Source organism: Chloroflexota bacterium (genome assembly GCA_018829775.1).
GTDB lineage: Bacteria > Chloroflexota > Dehalococcoidia > Dehalococcoidales > RBG-16-60-22 > E44-bin89.
In genome coordinates this window covers 1-16,014 of the sequence record JAHJTL010000112.1, presented here as the reverse complement: position 1 = coordinate 16,014, position 16,014 = coordinate 1, and the positions used below count along the sequence as shown (strand labels likewise).

14 protein-coding genes and 2 tRNA genes are annotated in these 16,014 nt (G+C 50.8%); 8 read left to right on the top strand and 8 right to left on the bottom strand.

Translation table 11 applies throughout. From position 1 onward, the window contains the following. Positions 1–145: 145 nt before the first annotated feature. The 5 genes from KKD83_10765 to KKD83_10745 all read left to right on the top strand — a co-directional run bounded on the left by KKD83_10765 (position 146) and on the right by KKD83_10745 (position 3,759). The gene (locus KKD83_10765) at positions 146–835 is read left to right on the top strand and encodes a class I SAM-dependent methyltransferase (protein MBU2536625.1); all 690 of its coding nucleotides are present in this window, start codon (positions 146–148) and stop codon (positions 833–835) included. A 58-nt stretch (positions 836–893) separates the two neighbouring features. Then, a complete protein-coding gene (locus tag KKD83_10760; GenBank protein MBU2536624.1) occupies positions 894–1,910 on the top strand; it encodes a VOC family protein in 1,017 nt (338 codons plus the stop codon). 60 nt (positions 1,911–1,970) lie between these two features. Then, positions 1,971–2,045: transfer RNA gene (locus tag KKD83_10755), tRNA-Ile, on the top strand. Between the two features lie 152 nt (positions 2,046–2,197). Next, on the top strand, positions 2,198–3,397 hold the full coding sequence (lhgO, locus tag KKD83_10750; protein MBU2536623.1) for an L-2-hydroxyglutarate oxidase: 1,200 nt from the start codon (positions 2,198–2,200) through the stop codon (positions 3,395–3,397). A 38-nt stretch (positions 3,398–3,435) separates the two neighbouring features. Further along, positions 3,436–3,759 (top strand): hypothetical protein, encoded by a 324-nt coding sequence (locus tag KKD83_10745; GenBank protein ID MBU2536622.1) that lies wholly within the window; start codon positions 3,436–3,438, stop codon positions 3,757–3,759. Between the two features lie 288 nt (positions 3,760–4,047). On the opposite strand, the gene KKD83_10740 is transcribed toward KKD83_10745, so the two are convergent. The 8 genes from KKD83_10740 to dxs all read right to left on the bottom strand — a co-directional run bounded on the left by KKD83_10740 (position 4,048) and on the right by dxs (position 13,136). Continuing rightward, complete coding sequence (locus KKD83_10740; GenBank protein ID MBU2536621.1) at positions 4,048–4,512, bottom strand: hypothetical protein; 465 nt, start codon at positions 4,510–4,512, stop codon at positions 4,048–4,050. A 465-nt stretch (positions 4,513–4,977) separates the two neighbouring features. Then, positions 4,978–6,057: a GTPase HflX gene (gene hflX / locus KKD83_10735; GenBank protein MBU2536620.1), complete on the bottom strand. Its 1,080-nt coding sequence runs from the start codon at positions 6,055–6,057 to the stop codon at positions 4,978–4,980. A gap of 93 nt (positions 6,058–6,150) precedes the next feature. Further along, positions 6,151–7,335, bottom strand: a complete 1,185-nt coding sequence (locus tag KKD83_10730) for an LL-diaminopimelate aminotransferase (GenBank protein ID MBU2536619.1) — start codon at positions 7,333–7,335, stop codon at positions 6,151–6,153. 10 nt (positions 7,336–7,345) lie between these two features. Further along, positions 7,346–8,206: a diaminopimelate epimerase gene (dapF, locus tag KKD83_10725; protein ID MBU2536618.1), complete on the bottom strand. Its 861-nt coding sequence runs from the start codon at positions 8,204–8,206 to the stop codon at positions 7,346–7,348. A gap of 6 nt (positions 8,207–8,212) precedes the next feature. Continuing rightward, positions 8,213–9,166, bottom strand: a complete 954-nt coding sequence (miaA, locus tag KKD83_10720) for a tRNA (adenosine(37)-N6)-dimethylallyltransferase MiaA (protein ID MBU2536617.1) — start codon at positions 9,164–9,166, stop codon at positions 8,213–8,215. Then, positions 9,163–9,927 carry a triose-phosphate isomerase gene (gene tpiA / locus KKD83_10715; protein ID MBU2536616.1) on the bottom strand — a complete coding sequence of 255 codons (765 nt, stop codon included), beginning with the start codon at positions 9,925–9,927 and terminating at the stop codon, positions 9,163–9,165. Before tpiA ends, miaA begins: the two co-directional genes overlap by 4 nt. Positions 9,928–9,955: 28 nt before the next feature. Next, positions 9,956–11,146 (bottom strand): phosphoglycerate kinase, encoded by a 1,191-nt coding sequence (locus KKD83_10710; GenBank protein MBU2536615.1) that lies wholly within the window; start codon positions 11,144–11,146, stop codon positions 9,956–9,958. 82 nt (positions 11,147–11,228) lie between these two features. Further along, on the bottom strand, positions 11,229–13,136 hold the full coding sequence (dxs, locus tag KKD83_10705) for a 1-deoxy-D-xylulose-5-phosphate synthase (protein ID MBU2536614.1): 1,908 nt from the start codon (positions 13,134–13,136) through the stop codon (positions 11,229–11,231). Positions 13,137–13,271: 135 nt separating this feature from the next. On the opposite strand from dxs, the gene KKD83_10700 reads away from it, so the two are divergent. The 3 genes from KKD83_10700 to KKD83_10690 all read left to right on the top strand — a co-directional run bounded on the left by KKD83_10700 (position 13,272) and on the right by KKD83_10690 (position 15,903). Further along, a tRNA-Arg gene (locus KKD83_10700) sits at positions 13,272–13,348 on the top strand. Positions 13,349–14,080: 732 nt separating this feature from the next. Beyond that, a complete protein-coding gene (locus KKD83_10695) occupies positions 14,081–15,133 on the top strand; it encodes a D-cysteine desulfhydrase family protein (protein MBU2536613.1) in 1,053 nt (350 codons plus the stop codon). A gap of 371 nt (positions 15,134–15,504) precedes the next feature. Continuing rightward, the gene (locus KKD83_10690) at positions 15,505–15,903 is read left to right on the top strand and encodes a cupin domain-containing protein (GenBank protein MBU2536612.1); all 399 of its coding nucleotides are present in this window, start codon (positions 15,505–15,507) and stop codon (positions 15,901–15,903) included. Positions 15,904–16,014: the final 111 nt, after the last annotated feature.

The following is a 16,014-nucleotide window of genomic DNA, read 5'->3' as shown; positions in this document are numbered from 1 at the left end:
CTCAGTTATATCCAGAACAGACTTTTACTTTAGATTACTATGAGATAGAGCGCCCGTCAAGCCTGTCAAAAAACAGCAATTTTACAGAATAAATATTGACAACAGATGATATTGATGGTATTAAGGGCGTGAAAGGTGGTCCACCGTGACTGTTTTTAACTCGTTCGCTGCCCAGTACGATGCGTGGTACGATAACGAAGGAAAGCTCACTTTTGAGATAGAAGTCAAAGCTTTTCACAATGTGATACCACTTCTGCCTAAGCCATGGCTTGAAATAGGGGTGGGGAGCGGTCGCTTCGCTCAAGCCCTGGGCATAGAAACCGGGATTGACCCATCAGCCGGGCTGCTGGAAATGGCGGTGGGCAGAGGTATAAAGGGTTACCTGGGAATAGGGGAGGATATGCCCTTTGCCGTGGGGAGCTTTGGCACAGCATTTCTCATTGTCACACTCTGTTTTGTGGACAGGCCGGCGGAGGTGTTAAGAGAAGTGCATCGCATACTTGAAGCCAAGGGCAGGCTGGTTCTCGGTACGGTGCTGCGGGAGAGCCCGTGGGGTCGGTACTATTTGAAAAAGAAAGCAGAAGGACATCGCTTCTATAAAAACGCACATTTTTTGAGTTATGAGGAACTGGTTGAAATGCTGCAGCAGTCCAATTTCACCATCGATAAGACCATTTCAACGCTGTTTCAGGAACCTGGAGAAGTCAATGAAATGGAGTCCCCACGAGAACATTACCTTCCCGACGCCGGCTTCACCATAGTGGTGGCGAAAAAGTCTCCGAGATGGGGGCAGGGTGGCGCAGTTACCTTGACAGTTATCGAGCGGGAGACTTAAAATAACCCTAGCGCTGTCTAGCATTCCATTGTCTTTCTCAGAAAGGGGGAACATAATAATGGCACAGGAGAGCCCGGCCAAGATAAAAGTTAATGAAGTCCAGCAGGTCTGCCTTGTGGTCAAAGACCTGCAGAGAACCATAGAAGCGTACTGGAACATTCTGGGCATCGGTCCATGGGCAGTCTTTGAGTTCGGTTCCGGGAGAGTTCCCAATTTTCAATACTACGGCAAACCAGCCCATGCCAGATATCGCGGTGCGATAGCCCAGTGTGGGCCAATCGAGCTGGAATTATTCGAAACCATTGAAGGGCCATCGGTTTACCAGGACTGGATTGATGAGCACGGCGAGGGCCTCCACCATTTGAAATTCGTCCCGAAGGACGTGGTCAAGACGGAGAAGATACTGAACGATATGGGTTTCCCGACGGTTGTCGGCGGTGGCTCCGGCAGCTACCGGTTTGCCTATTTCGACATCAAGCCATTGCGCTGTTTCTGGGAGATAAGCACTCGCAGTCGGAGTGATGGATCGCCACCGGGAGCCACCTTTTATCCTGAAGACCCGAAGGCGGAAAGCCCGGCTAAAGTCAAAATCTCCGGCATCAAGCAGGTGGGCATTGTGGTCAAGGACGCGATACAGACGGCAGAGAACTACTGGCAGATCCTTGGCATCGGTCCCTGGGAGATTCGAAACTGGGGCAATCAGGCGCTGTGGGACCGCACCTATATGGGCAGGCCGGGCTGGGGCCGGGAGAGGCTGGGCCATGCCTACCTGGGTGACCTGGAACTGGAGTTCGTTCAGCCCGTGGAAGGCGAATCGGTGTACCAGGACTGGATTGATGAACACGGCGAGGGTCTCCACCACCTGAAGTTCCTCTGCGACGACATCGACGAGGTTACCAGATTGCTGGCCGAACAGGGATTCCCAAGTATCCAGAGCGGTCATTTTGGCGACCCGAAGGAGAAAGCCGGCGGCTTCAATTACATCGATATTCCACCGCTTCACTGTATCTGGGAGCCGGTACATAAACCGAAGAGTCTGCCCATAGAACCGGTGGCTCGCATTCCGGAAAAATAGAAAAACTCTCTATTTATTGGAGCCGGGCATTTAACAAGCTCGTTTAAATGATTAATCCACGGGCTCGTAGCTCAGTGGCAGAGCTGGCGGCTCATAACCGCTCGGTCGCAGGTTCGAATCCTGCCGAGCCCACCAGAAATGCCAATAAGATTCAGCATATGATTGCGGAAATGATTTTGGGTTTTGAAACCACTCCGCCGGGATGGCACTGCCGAATCTGAACCGTTTTCAACGCAAACCCGTATAGACGGAGTTCGGGTATATATAATGTAAAGGGGTTTACCAGCATGGAGCGGAATCAGTGTCAGATTTTGATTGTAGGGGCCGGTATTACCGGTCTGGCTATTGCCCGTGAGTTAATTCATCGTGGAGCAGGGGATATTGTTATCCTGGAAAAGGAGAGTTCTTTAGGCCGGCACGCCAGCGGACGGAACAGCGGTGTCCTTCACGCCGGTATGTACTATACGCCCGACACGTTGAAGGCCAAGTACTGCGTGGACGGCAACCGCATGATGAAGGAATTCTGCCGGGAAAAGAAACTGACGCTGCACGAGACCGGCAAAGTCATCCTGGCAACCGGACCCTCTGAAATGGAAGCCCTGTATGAACTGAAGCGCCGCGCCGATTTATGCGGTGCCCGCGCTGATATTATAGATAACAAGAAACTGCATGAATTTGAGCCATACGCCGCTGATAGTGAAGAAGCCCTCCACTCGCCGGACACGGCAGTGATAAAACCGACAGAAGTACTGCAGGCGCTGGAGGCCGAGCTGGTAGAATCGGGGAAGGTTACCGTTTACTATGGGACAACCTTCATCGACCGTGACGGAGATGACCGGGCACGGACCTCCGGGGGGGTCATCAAATTCGAAAAACTGCTCAACGCTGCCGGCGCTTATGCCGACCACATTGCCCACCAATTTGGCCTGGCGACAGAATACAAGCTGTTACCTTTCAAGGGGACTTACAAGCAGCTTGCCCGCGACCGTTCCTTCCTGGTGCGGAGCAACATTTACCCCGTTCCCGACCTGCGCACTCCTTTCCTGGGCATCCATTTCACCAGGAGCGCTGACGGCGAGATTCTGGTGGGGCCGACCGCCATGCCTGCCTTTGGCAGAGAAAATTACGGCATTTTGAGCGGCTTTGGACGGGAGACGCCCTCCATCCTGCTACGCGATGCCATGCTTCTGTTCATGAACCCTTCTTTCCGCCAGGTCGCCCGGACCGAGCCCAAAAAATACCTCAAGAGATTTGTATTCAAAGAGGCCAGAAAGCTGCTGCCGGAGTTGAAACAAACGGACATCACTGAGTCGGAACACGTTGGCATCCGCCCCCAGTTAATCCACTGGCCCAGCAAGCAACTGGTTATGGACTTTATCGTGCTTAGCGACGGCATTTCCCTGCATATCTTGAACCCGATATCGCCGGCGTTTACCACCTCGCTTGCCTTCGCCAGGGACATGGCCAATCGGTTGCTAGGGCAATAGTTTACATAATAATTGATATTTTCAGGTGGAGGTGAACCATGAACAAGGCACTGCTGGTATGGAACCTGGTAATAACCATAGCGCTGGCGACGGTGGTATTCAGCGGATGCAGCTCGCTGGACCCGCAGTATGCCAATTTGACGACCGAGGTGAACAATAACCGGTCATTGATAGAGCAGGTAATCAGGCTGTCCAATAGCAACAGGGAGGCGATAAACAGCAACAATACCGCCATCACCAGAAACGCGCTGGTAATCAGCAACCTGCAGAGCACCACCCAGGCGGCGATTGCGGCATCGGATGCTTCACTCAGGCAATACGTGGAACAGGTGGTTCAGGCGTACATGGCAGCGCAGCAATAGATTACAGGATATCTATGGTAGCAGGGAGTACACCGGTTGATGTAATGAAGGCTTCAACCCCAATTGCTTATTGCAGATAATTCTTTTTTGTAATTAACAAAAATTTTCACTACTGCTCAAGTAATAAAATAATAGAAAAGTTAAAAACCTAAAATTATATATTCATGTTGTTTTGAAAAATTATGTTATGTAGACGGGCGCGGCGTAATTATGGTAAGTTATACGTGCAATCTTACATAATACTTATAGTGCGCCCCATAATAATGGGGGTAAAGAGGTTAACATAAACTAGCTTAAGTTATCCAGCATCCAATTAGCCGTATTTATGTAATTCTCTACAATATTAATATAAGCAGGAAAGCGCTCTATATTTGGCAATGCAAGTATTTGTTTAAACATATTAATACTTTGTTTAATTTTATCTTTGTCTTTTGTTTCCGCCCCTATTCTGAAATGACAAATACTTTTATTAATTCTTATGACACAAAGGTACTCTGTTCTGCTATTTTGTGAGCGGATAGCATTTGCCTTTTCATCTGCAATCTCTAACCTCTCAATAGCATCACTGTAATATTTTTCACCAACTAAATTAACTGACTCATCAATATAGTATGTTAAATCGTCTTTTAAATCTTGCTGATCAAACCACCGTTCAATTAAAGGTAATGTGAACCATCCTATTACGCCCAAAATAGAGGTGATTAGTGCTATAAGAAACGGAACTAAATAACCTTTTATCTTTATTTTGCTCATATTACGTATTTTCTTTAAATCGCCTACCTTAACTCTTCAAGCCACTGAGTTATCATACCCCCATTATATCACAAGTAATCTGTCCATTATGTTAACCTATCACCTGCCCATGCCAGAGGGGTATGAAATCCCCCTTAGTCCCCCTTTAGCAAAGGGGGATACAGAAGCCTCTCCCTTTTGTAAAGGGAGATTGAGAGGGATTTAAACCAGTGGGGTGTTTAAGAGGGGCTTCGCCCCTCTTTTAATAACCCTCCCCCTCCCTTGGCAAGGGAGGGGGATAAAGGGGGTGGGTTTCTGGAATAGGCTAGCACAGGTCGCTGGTTTTGTCCATAAATGCCACAGCACAGGATTTAAAGAATTTTAGCCCAATATTAATCCCTGAATATAATTTTAAGTAGAAATACCATTTAAAAAGATTTTCAGGGGCCTAAATTTCGATTTGAGAGCGTCATTTTTAGAGGGGTTTTAAAGGGCGGCGGCGGGGTGGGAAATTTGCTGGCTTATCAACGCCATAAGGTCCGCCAGCCCCCATTTCCGGGTTGCCGATAACAGCACCGCTTTTTCGCCGGCGGACTGGTCGGATAAAAACTCGGTGGCACTTGCCTCATCCCATTCCCGGTCATCCGTCAGCAGCCGGTCGATTTTGTTAAGTGCGGTTATCCGGGGTTTGCTGGAGAGGTTTAGTTCATCCAGTATATCCTCAACGGTCTGGCACTGCTCGGCGGCATCCGGTGAAGAAAGGTCAACGACATGCAGCAGCAAAGACGCCTCGTCCAGTTCTTCCAGCGTCGCCCGGAATGCGCTGACGATAGTTGGCGGCAGCTTTCGGATGAAACCGACGGTGTCCGTTATCAATATCGTTTTTCCATCGGGTAACATCAAACGTCGGGTGGTCGGGTCCAGGGTGGCAAAGAGTTTATCCTCGGTGAAAACACCGGCCTGGCAGAGGGCGTTGAGCAGAGTGCTCTTCCCCGAATTGGTATACCCCACCAGGGATACCACCGGTATACCGCTTTTCAGCCTTTTCTGACGATAGAGGGCGCGGTGTTTCCTTACCTCTTCAATCTGCCTTTTCAGCCGATGGATTTTGCGTCGGATGAGTCGCCTGTCGGTTTCAAGCTGCGACTCACCGGGGCCTCGCGTGCCGATGCCGCCCCCCAGCCTCTCCAGATGGCTCCACTGCCCGGCAAGTCGGGGCAGCAGATACTGGTGTTGCGCCAGCTCGACCTGCAGTTGCCCCTCGCGGGTATGGGCACGCCAGGCAAAGATGTCCAGAATCAGCGCCACACGGTCGATAACCTTCACCTTCAGCGCTTCTTCCAGGTTGCGCTGTTGCCGCGGTGTCAGTTCATCATCAAAGATGACAACATCGTAGTCGACCTGGTCTTTCTGCGCAATTAATTCTTCCAGCTTTCCCTTGCCGACGTAATGTGTCTTTGAAGGCATAGGTAGTTTCTGGATGATTTGACCGACCACGCTGGCACCGGCGGTACCGGACAGCAATGCCAGCTCATCCACTGACGCCCTGGCCGACCACCGGCCCATGGTCTCTTTTGACTCTACCGCCACCAGAAAGGCCCGTTCCGGTGCGTTTCTGGTGAGAACTGTGCTCCTCGTGATGTGCCTCTTTATGTAAACTTACCTCTTCGGCGTCTGCCGGCGAGTGCTACGCCAGCCGGATAATCTTGACAGTCCCTTAACCAGCGATGCATCCGGTATGGTTAAAGACAATCTCACGTATCCCTCTCCATTCTTACCATACCCTATCCCGGGAGTAACCGCCACCCCAACCTGATCCAATAAGTCGGCAGTTAAGTCCATTGAGTTGTAGCCTTCCGGGACTTTCGCCCAGATATATAGGCTTGCTTTCGGCGGTTTTGCCTTCAGCCCGATATTATTCAATACTTCGATAATCAAGTCGCGGCGCCGCTCGTAGATGGCATTATGCTCCGGAATGCAGTCCTGAGGTCCGGTTAAGGCCTCTATAGCTGCATACTGAATCGCCTGTGGAATCCCCGAGTCTAAATTCGATTTAAGCCTCATCAACGCGTTTATCATGGTGGCATTGCCCACGGCCATACCGATGCGCCAGCCGGTCATATTGTAGCTTTTGGAGAGAGAGTGGAATTCCACCCCGATGTCTTTGGCCCCTTCTGCCTGCATAAAGCTCACCGGTTGATACCCGTCATAAGCCACCTCAGTATAAGGGCCGTCATGGCAGACCACCAGGTCGTGCTGCTTGGCAAATCGGACGACTCTATTGAAGAACTCAAGGTCGGCAACGGCGGCGGTAGGATTATTGGGATAGTTTATCCACAGCAGTCTGGCCCTCTCCAGAACATCCTGGGGTATGGAATCGAGGTTAGGCAGCCAGTCGTTCTCTTCCTTGAGCGACAGGTAATATGGCTCACCATCGGCCAGCATGGCACTCACCGAATATACCGGATACCCCGGGTCAGGCACCAGGGCGATATCTCCATTACCGATGAAACAGAAAGCAATATGAGCGATTCCCTCTTTGGACCCTATCAACGGCAATATTTCTTTGTCCGGATCAAAGGCAAGGCCAAAGCGTCGCTCATACCATCCGGCCACGGCACGACGCAGTTCCGGCAGACTATCTGATTCAGGGTAGCGATGATTGGCCGGGTCGCGGGCAGCCTCACACAGCCGCTCGACGACGTGCGGCGGCGTCGGAATATCAGGGTCACCGATAGCAAAACTGATGACCTCTTCACCCCTGGCTTTTTTCTCCGCGATCTTACGGCTGATTTCAACGAACAGGTACGGCGGTAATTTCTCTACACGTTTGGCAAATCTCATTATTAACTCCTTAATCTGGCCAATCTCCATGAAATACGGTTTCTGCCGGGCCGGTCATCAATACCTCGCCGGCACCATCCCACTCCAACTTCAATGTGCCGCCCAGCAGCTTTATGTTAACTATATTATCGACACAGTCTCGAAGCTGTGCCGCTACGGCCACCGCACAGGCACCGCTGCCACATGCCAGCGTCTCTCCAGCGCCCCGCTCCCAGGTGCGGACCTCTATTCCTCTTCTATTTATCACACGGGCGACCTCAAAATTAGTGCGCCGCGGGAATATATCCAAATGTTCTACCTTTGGCCCAACCTGCGATAACGGGAAATCGGCCACCGGACTCTCCTGGAAACAAACCGCGTGCGGATTTCCCATTGAGACCAGGTTGAGCAGCAGCTCCATGCCATCGATGTTTACCGGATAACTCATCATGTTATTTATGTAAACTATATCCTCCCTGCCCTGCTCAATCTCGACCGGTATCTCTTCAGCTTTAAACGCAGGCTTACCCATACCAGCCTGAACGTCGATGAGCTGGCCATTTTCTTTATTAAGATTGAGCTGTCTCACGCCCACTATTGTTTCCACGGATATATGGTCGGCATCGGCATTTATCATGCCCTCGTCATACACATAGCGGGCCAGGCACCTGATGCCATTGCCGCAGGCCTCCGCCTCTGACCCATCCGGGTCGAACATGCGCATGCGGAAATCCGCATTATTCGAAGGTAAGAGCAATAGCAACCCGTCGCTGCCAACGCCAAAGTGACGGTCGCACATGGTTATCGCCAGCTTCGACCAGTCGCGCCCTTCATCGCTGGTCTCCATTAGGATAAAATCGTTTCCTGTGCCCTGTAACTTGGTGAACTCCATCTTTCTTCACTCGCTAACTAAAAGCGCTTCTCTGTTATTGAGCCTGCCTTCCAGTAACCTGGATACAAGGTCTTCTATTTCCGCCTCCTGAACCTGAGTTATATCAAACCAGTGAATTCGCTTATCATCCAGGCGAAACCAGGCGTACTGATGACGGACAAACCGGTGCGTTTCATATTTTATCTGCTGTATCGCGCCCTCCAGATTTATTTCTCCCCTGAGAAACATGGCTAGCTGTTTGTAGCCAATGCTGGACATGGCTGGTAAATTAAAATCATACTCCATATCGACCAATTTTTCCACCTCGGCGACCAATCCCTGCCCTATCATCTCGTCCACCCTCTTATCAATACGATGGTAAAGCGCTTTGCGTTCTGCGGTAAGCCCAATCATCAACGTGCGGTAGGGCAAAACCTTCTTGTCCTGAAGTCGGGAGAACGTCTCGTTCGCCTTATAGTATACCTCTAAAGCTCTTATCACCCGCCGGACGTTGCGGGGGTCGACTTTCTGCGCCGCCGCCGGGTCAACCTCCAGCAATTTTTGATAGAGACTCTCGTTTCCAGTATCGGCAGCCTGTTTCTCCAGGCGACGCCTCAATTCTGGGTCCGGTTTGGCCTCTGGCAACTGCCACCCTTCCAGTACAGCCTTCACATACAGGCCGCTGCCGCCGACCAAAATCGGCAATCTGTGGCGCTTCTGTATATCATTTATGGCGCTGAAGGCCAGCGTCTGATAATGCGCCAGGCTGAAATCCGAATCCGGCTCGACGATATCGATTAAGTGATGGCGGACACGCGCCCTGTCCTGTGGGCTAAGCTTGGCAGTGCCGATATCCATATGCCGGTAAACCTGACGGCTGTCGGCACCGACGATTTCGCCGTCGAACTTCCGGGCGAGATGGAGGGCCAGTCGGCTTTTGCCAATACCGGTCGGGCCGACTATCGCAATTAGAAACTTCATTTCCTGTGTTTAATTACCGATGTTTGATTGACAATGCTCAAGAATTCATTAGCCTTGAGGCTTGCCCCACCGACCAGCGCCCCATCGATTTCAGGCTGCTGCATGAACTCGGCGGCATTGGCCGAGCTAACGCTGCCGCCGTAAAGTATGCGCATCTCCTGCGCAATTTTCCCCCCATACGCCCTGGCGATGTTCCGGCGAATGAACGCAATCGTCCCGTTGGCCTGCCCTCCAATGGCCGGCTTACCGGTGCCGATGGCCCAGACCGGCTCATAGGCAATGGCCAGACCATCGAGGTCTTCCACCCCGGCCAGAGATGAGCTCAATTGCTCCGCTACTACCTCTTCAGTTTTGCCCGCCTCATTCTCTTCCAGCCGCTCACCGATGCACAAGATTGGCTTGAGACCCGCCTTCAGCGCCGCCATAATTTTCTTATTAACAATGTCTCCAGTCTCATGGAAATGCTGCCTCCGCTCCGAGTGCCCGACAATGACATACTCACAAAGGTCGGCCACCATCAAGGGGGAAATCTCACCCGTGTAGGCGCCTTTTTCCTCAAAGAACAGGTTCTGTGCCCCAAGTCTGATGGTGCTGCCTTCAAGCAGTTCTTTCACCGCCGCCAGCGACACAAATGGCGGACAGACTACAGTCTCCACGCCGGTGACCTTCTCGAGTTCGCCTTTCATCACCTTGACCAGTTCCAGCGCTTCAGCTACCGTGGTATTCATCTTCCAGTTGCCCGCAATCAATGGTACACGCATCCTTCTCTCCTCAATCAATCCCTCTCCTCTATTTTCTATCCGGCAGTGCCTCCACACCCGGCAACTTATCCCCGCTCAGGAATTCCAGAGAGGCCCCGCCTCCCGTGGAAACGAAAGTCATTTTTCCGGCCAGTCCCAAATCACTGACCGCCTCGGCAGTAGAGCCCCCGCCGATGACCGTCATCGCCTCAAGTCCAGCCAAGAGCTTCGCCAGTTCCTGCGTTCCCCTAGCAAAACGCGGGATTTCGAATATCCCCATGGGACCATTCCAGAAGACCGTCTTACATCTCCTCAACTCCCTGCTGAAGCTGCTGATGGTCTGTGGTCCCATGTCCACAATTCGCCTTTCCTTCGGTATCTTTTCCACCGGGATAATCTCAACTTGAGCCTCATTACTGACCTCGTCAGCAACTACAACGTCAACCGGCAACATTAAATTCACCTTTTCTTTTTGCGCCAGTTCCATTAAATGGCTTGCGGTCTCCAGCATATCCGTCTCGAGCAAAGATTGGCCTACCTCGTATGATTTGGCCTTCAGGAATGTCGCCGCCATACCACCGCCGACCATGACATAGTCCACTTTGTCCATTATGTTTTCCAGCATGCTCACCTTGTCGCTTATCTTGGCTCCGCCAAGCAAAGCAGCGAATGGCCGCGCCGGGTTCTCCAGTATTCTGCCCAGGTTTTTCACCTCTTTTTCCATCAGAAAGCCGGCCACTGTCGGCAGATACCGGGCGATAACCGATACTGAGGCATGCGCCCGGTGTGCTGTCCCAAAGGCGTCGTTGACATAGACGTCGCCCAAACTGGCCAGCGCCCTAGCAAAGGAAGCATCTCCCGTTTCCTCTCCGGCATGAAAGCGCAGGTTTTCCAGCATGAGAATATCGCCAGCTTTCATCGCGGCCACCATATTCTCCACGTCGGAACCAACACAATCCGGTGCCATGGAGACCGGTTGTCCAAGGACTTCGGAGAGGCGCCGGGCAACTATACCCAATCTCAAGTCCTCAACCACCTTTCCTTTGGGGCGACCCAGGTGGGACATCAATATAACCTTCGCTCTCTGCCCCGTCAGGTATTGAATTGTCGGCAGAGCAGCGCGAATGCGATTGTCACCGGTTATTTCTCCAGTTTTTTCATCTAAAGGCACGTTAAAATCAACGCGGACCAGCACCCGCTTATCCCTGACCTCTACATCCTTCACCGTCATTTTTGGCATCAACTATACCACAACTCTTAATGTTTACTCGGGAAATAAAACTACTGTGCTTCCACCGCCACATTTTCACCGCTAAGTATAACTAACTTATCGGTTTTATTTCGCCTTCTCTGATCGACTGCTCGCCCACTTTATAACCGGGAAACAGGGATAGAACCTGACGGGCTATTCCTTTTGCATCCAGACCGTACTTGGCGCGAAGGGCAACCTGCGTCCCCTGCTCAACGAACTCATCCGGGATGCCGATGATTTTTACCGGTATCTCATCAATGCCCATGTCTTGCAGCAATCTGGCTACACTGCTGCCAAAGCCACCGCTTGACGTGTTTTCCTCAACGGTGACCAGTCGCGGGATACGACCCGCCAGACTGGCAAGCAATTCAATATCCAGCGGCTTGACAAAGCGTGCGTTGATGACGGCTGCCTTTATCCCTTTCGCTGCCAGCTCATGGGCGGCTTCAAGGGCAGGTGCCACGGTGACGCCGACGGCCAGTATGGCGACATGGCTCCCTTCACGCATTAATTCCCATTTGCCAATCTGAATTTTATGTAAAATTGTATCCAGTGGCACCCCCAGTCCTTGTCCGCGAGGATAGCGTATGGCCATCGCCTGGCCCGAGTTCACCGCCGTATAGAGCAGGTGCTGCAGTTCGTTTTCATCTCTCGGCGCCGCCACACTCAGATTGGGAACGAGCGTCAGGTAAGAGAGGTCAAATGTCCCCTGGTGCGTTTTGCCGTCGTCGCCGACGATACCGCCGCGGTCTACAGCGAAAACGACGGGCAGATTCTGAAGGCAGACGTCATGTATAATCTGGTCAAAGGCGCGCTGCAAAAAGGTTGAGTAAATGGCGACAATCGGGATAAAGCCCTGCGTGGCCAGCCCGGCGGCAAAAGTAACCGCATGCTGCTCACAGATGCCGACATCGAAGACGCGCTGCGGGAATTCGGCAGCCACGATGTTCAGACAGTTGCCTTCCGGCATGGCCGGGGTTATGGTCACTATCCTGGGGTCATCACGGGTCAGACGAAGCACCGTCTGCGCAAATACCTCGCTGTATGTGGGTATGTTCTGATTACTGACACGCCTGGCCGGCACACCATGAAAATAAACCGCGTTGTTCTCAGCGGGACTATAGCCTTTGCCTTTGGTGGTCAGGACGTGAATAAACGTCGGTTTCAAATGGTACTCTTTAGCCTGGTGGAGCGCGCGTTCCAGTTCCGCAGTATCATGTCCATCGATGGGTCCGATATAAGCAAAACCAAGTTCCTCCCAGACCATGGTCGGTAAGAGCAATCCTTTGAATCTGCCCCTGGCCTGCCGACCTACCTCCCACACCATATCCCCAAGAGGCAGGGCTTTAAGTATCTTGCGCCCCTCTTCCTTCGCCCAGCGATAGCGCGGGTTAAAACGCACCCGGTTAAGCATTTTGGCCAGACTGCCTACCGTGGGGGAAATCGACATGCCGTTGTCATTGAGAATTACGATTAATCTCGAGCCCAGGTGTCCAACATGGTTGAGAGCTTCAAGGGCCATGCCACCCGCTATCGCCCCATCACCAATGACGGCTACTATATTGTTGTCATCACCACGAAGGTCACGGGCGATAGCCATCCCCAGCGCCGCTGAAACCGAGGTGCTGGCATGACCAGTGCCAAAGGGGTCGTGCGAGCTCTCTTCAGGGCTGGTGAAACCGGAGAGGCCACCATACTGACGCAGTGAAGCGAAATGCTTTTTTCTTCCGGTGAGCAATTTATGAACGTAGCTCTGATGACCAACGTCCCAGATAATTTTGTCCCTCGGGCTGTCAAATACCCGATGTAAAGCGATGGTGAGCTCGACAACGCCCAGATTGGAAGCAAGATGGCCGCCGGTAACTTTAATGGTATCAACTAGCTTTTGTCTGAGCTCACTGGCAAGCTGCTTTAGTTCACGCTTGCCCAGCTTCTTTAAATCGGCGGGATTATCAATCCGGTCAAGCAATCTAGTCATCTTCCACTGCTCGTGCTGCTAGCTTTGATTATCTCATACTAACAATGCTTGGAAGCTATTGTCAAGGAAGCGAAGCCAACGTGCAGTCCTTGACCTCCTTTTCCCAATCGTGCTACATTTGAATGGAGTCAAGACGTCCCTGTAGCTCAGCTGGACAGAGCGGCTGCCTTCTAAGCAGCGGGTCGTGGGTTCGAATCCCGCCAGGGACGCCAGGATTATGTAAATCTGTCAGCACCTCCCTCACCTCAGTAGTAAATCCATTCCACACGCCCGGAGGCTCATCTCCTGCGTACTTTTACGTATTTTGAAAAAGCGCATATCAGTCGGCTATAATGGCTCTTATTAAGTAGAAAGACAAGAACGTATGTCACGAATTTATGAACTCCTTTTAAGGGTTAGAGAGGCTGACGAAGCTGACTATGAGCAGTCGATTATTAGAATCCACAACGACAATAAACCACAAGGCATCAGATGGGGCGACTACATAAACATTTCCATGGATAGAAAGAATTGGATAACCTGTAAATTAGAACCTGCTGGTGATATCGGTATCGGCAAAATATATATCAGTATACATTTCAGGGGGCTTCTCAATAAGGATACAGATGTAAGTCGAATAGCTAGACTAGGAGTACCGTGCAGTTTTTATATAAGAAAAGCGCCTCCCTGGAAGGTGCTTCCTTATATCATTATCGGAATCATAGTTATTATCGGAATTGCCTTTCTCATTTCCTTGTTAATACGCTAGTCTTCCGTTCCATTTTACCTGATTTTATCTATGAAGCAACCGCAATACCCACATTCTGCCCACCCAGAGGGTCATCTTGTTTCAGGCTTAATACGTGCCTTGACAGTCAGTACGGGAGTCGCCATAATATCACCAAAGCTCAGGGTTTTCAGGTGATACTTTCTTATAAATAGATTTTTTTCATACGGAGATTTATATGATAGCTAGCATTGAAAATTTACCACGGTTAAGATTAGGCTTCTACCCAACCCCCCTAACTGAGGCCCGACACCTGTCTTCCCTTCTCGGTGGTCCCCGTATCTTTATCAAGCGCGAGGACTTAAGTGGTCTGGCATCGGGTGGCAACAAATGCCGCATGCTTGAGTTCATCCTGGCAGAAGCCAAAAAACAGGGAGCCAACGCAGTCGTAAGTACCGCCGGCTGCCAATCTAATTACTGCCTCCAAATAGCCGCATCAGCACGCAAGCTGGGAATGAAACCGAGCTTTGTTCTGGTAAAGGATGCGCATTGTGAGATTCAAGGTAACCTCTTGCTACATAATGTCCTCAATTCAGATATCGAGATACTTGAACTCGCTGACATAGGTGCCATTTTTGGTGAAGTTGTATCGGAAAAGATGAATAAAGTCGCTGATGACCTGCGAGCACAGGGTTATAAACCGTTTATCATACGGCATGCCATCCCCGACGTGTCAGCTATATTGGGTACTGTCGGCTGGGTCAACGCTGCTGATGAACTCACGGCTCAGCTCAATGCTCATGATATAGAGGCACAGTATGTGGTATTAGCAAATGGAGGCGGCCTGACCCAGGCGGGCTTAGTCTTGGGCTCAAAATACCTGTCGGCAAACCATAAGGTCATCGGCATATCGGTCTTCAGGGAAGCAAGCGCCGCTGTGGCAGCAACTAAAGAATATGCTGATGCTGTGTCCGATTTCTTGAGGCTCGGTATTAAGGTGACGCCCAGTGAATTAGAAGTTTCTGACTCTTACATCGGTGAAGGCTACGGCATACTGTCCGAAGAATGCGTAAACGCCATCAAACTGGTAGCTCAAACCGAGGGCATATTCCTCGACCCGGTGTACACCGGAAAGGCAATGGCTGGTCTTATCGATTTAATTAAGAAGGGACGCTTCAAGTCCACGGACACGGTTATCTTCATCCATACCGGAGGTATTCCTGCATTATTCGCATACCAGAAGGAAATTATCCGACCAGATAAGGCTAATAAGGTATCTGGAACGGGATAATGATGTGTCGTTATCCCTACTTAGCTAACACGACTTTCCTTTCAATAGTCTAACCGCATTCCTCACGCTCCGCGATTTATTACCCGGATGGTTTTATTTGCATTTGGTTGATAGCCTCTTTATAATGCCGATATGCGAAAAGATACGTTCCTGTGGTTATGGATTGGTTTCTGTGTTATTCTCGGTATCGGTGCTTCTATTGCGTGGTATGCTAAATGGCCTGATTGGGGAGCTTACCTTTTGACAGCGGGTATCTACACCGTATATCTTATTGGATACTTTTGGTTTACCAGAGAATAATCGCCTCACATAAAACATAGCAATAATCATCTCTGCAACGATTACTACTACAAACACTAATGATGTTCAAAATGGAAAGAAAAGAACCATATGCTACTCAAGAAGAGTACAATCAACGTGTGATTCATTACCGCGATGTTCCCCTTATCGAACTGGGCCCCGGTTCAAAAAGCCACATCGTATCCGCAGAAAGGATTACGGCCAGTTTTGTTATCGCAGAGCCCGATATTTATTTTGCTTCTCACCGCCACGAGCCAGAGCAAATCATGATAGTCATTGACGGTGCCTGCGATACCATACTTGAGGGGAAACTGTATCACCTTGAAGAAGGCGATGTCCTCATCGTCCCTTCCAATGCAGAGCATGGCAATTATATTTTGGAAAGGGGTTTGCGCATGATAGAGGTATTCTCTCCACCCCGGCGGGACCTGGTGGCCAAGCTGGAAGCGGTGAAAACGGACTTGAGATAACCTGTGAGCCTGTCTTAAGTCAACAGGTAAGCCTTAAGTTGGTCAAGTGCAGATGGGTCTGGATTGGCTTCCCCGTTCTCCACTTTTTTCATTAAGTCCACGATAGCCTCG

What these genes read in the sequence shown, in the direction of transcription:
- lhgO (MBU2536623.1), top strand. Translation starts at nt 2,198, where the DNA reads ATGGAGCGGAATCAGTGTCAGATTTTGATTGTAGGGGCCGGTATTACC.
- tpiA (MBU2536616.1), bottom strand. Translation starts at nt 9,927, where the DNA reads ATGCGTGTACCATTGATTGCGGGCAACTGGAAGATGAATACCACGGTA.
- KKD83_10730 (MBU2536619.1), bottom strand. Translation starts at nt 7,335, where the DNA reads ATGAGATTTGCCAAACGTGTAGAGAAATTACCGCCGTACCTGTTCGTT.
- KKD83_10695 (MBU2536613.1), top strand. Translation starts at nt 14,081, where the DNA reads ATGATAGCTAGCATTGAAAATTTACCACGGTTAAGATTAGGCTTCTAC.
- KKD83_10745 (MBU2536622.1), top strand. Translation starts at nt 3,436, where the DNA reads ATGAACAAGGCACTGCTGGTATGGAACCTGGTAATAACCATAGCGCTG.
- dxs (MBU2536614.1), bottom strand. Translation starts at nt 13,136, where the DNA reads ATGACTAGATTGCTTGACCGGATTGATAATCCCGCCGATTTAAAGAAG.
- KKD83_10690 (MBU2536612.1), top strand. Translation starts at nt 15,505, where the DNA reads ATGGAAAGAAAAGAACCATATGCTACTCAAGAAGAGTACAATCAACGT.
- hflX (MBU2536620.1), bottom strand. Translation starts at nt 6,057, where the DNA reads ATGGGCCGGTGGTCGGCCAGGGCGTCAGTGGATGAGCTGGCATTGCTG.
- miaA (MBU2536617.1), bottom strand. Translation starts at nt 9,166, where the DNA reads ATGAAGTTTCTAATTGCGATAGTCGGCCCGACCGGTATTGGCAAAAGC.
- KKD83_10740 (MBU2536621.1), bottom strand. Translation starts at nt 4,512, where the DNA reads ATGAGCAAAATAAAGATAAAAGGTTATTTAGTTCCGTTTCTTATAGCA.
- dapF (MBU2536618.1), bottom strand. Translation starts at nt 8,206, where the DNA reads ATGGAGTTCACCAAGTTACAGGGCACAGGAAACGATTTTATCCTAATG.
- KKD83_10710 (MBU2536615.1), bottom strand. Translation starts at nt 11,146, where the DNA reads ATGCCAAAAATGACGGTGAAGGATGTAGAGGTCAGGGATAAGCGGGTG.
- KKD83_10760 (MBU2536624.1), top strand. Translation starts at nt 894, where the DNA reads ATGGCACAGGAGAGCCCGGCCAAGATAAAAGTTAATGAAGTCCAGCAG.